General features: G+C 68.1%; 1 protein-coding gene. It reads left to right on the plus strand.

Features of this window, described 5'->3' with window-relative positions:
• The coding region (locus tag AC1RQF_RS33450; RefSeq protein ID WP_492874422.1) for an AAA family ATPase at positions 1-653 on the plus strand (653 nt) is incomplete at both ends.

The raw sequence follows: 653 nt of genomic DNA on the forward strand, positions 1-653 counted from the left end.
GTTCCCGTCGCGCAGCTGGCGCAGGACGAGGCGCAGCGGATCGTCGATCTGGAGCGCGCGCTCGGTGCGTCGATCCATGGGCAGGCGGACGGCATGCGGGCGATCGCGCAGGCGCTGCACCTGTCGCATTCGGGTCTTGGCGATCCGCATCGGCCGCTCGGCGTGATGCTGTTCGCGGGGCCGACGGGCACGGGCAAGAGCCAGGCCGCGGCGAAGCTCGCCGAACTGCTGTTCGGTGGCGAGCGCAATCTCGTGCAGTTCAACATGAACGAATTCCAGGAGGCGCACACGGCGTCGACGCTGAAGGGCGCGCCGCCGGGCTATGTCGGCTACGGCAAGGGCGGCCGGCTGACCGAGGCGATCCGCAAGAAGCCGTACAGCGTGCTGTTGCTCGACGAGTTCGATCGCGCGCATCCGGACATCCACGAAGTGTTCTATCAGGTGTTCGACCAGGGCTGGATGGAGGACGGCGAAGGACGTCGCATCAGCTTCCGCAACAGCCTGATCCTGCTGACCACGAATCTGGGCGATGCGGAGATCGAGGCGTCGTGCAAGGCGGACCCGCAGGTGTCGCAGGCGAAGCTCGCGGCGCGGGTGTACGAGCGGCTGCGCGAGCGGTTCTCGCCGGCGCTGCTCGCGCGGATCCAGGTGGT

This window comes from Burkholderia sp. GW821-FHT14F03 (genome assembly GCF_058803765.1).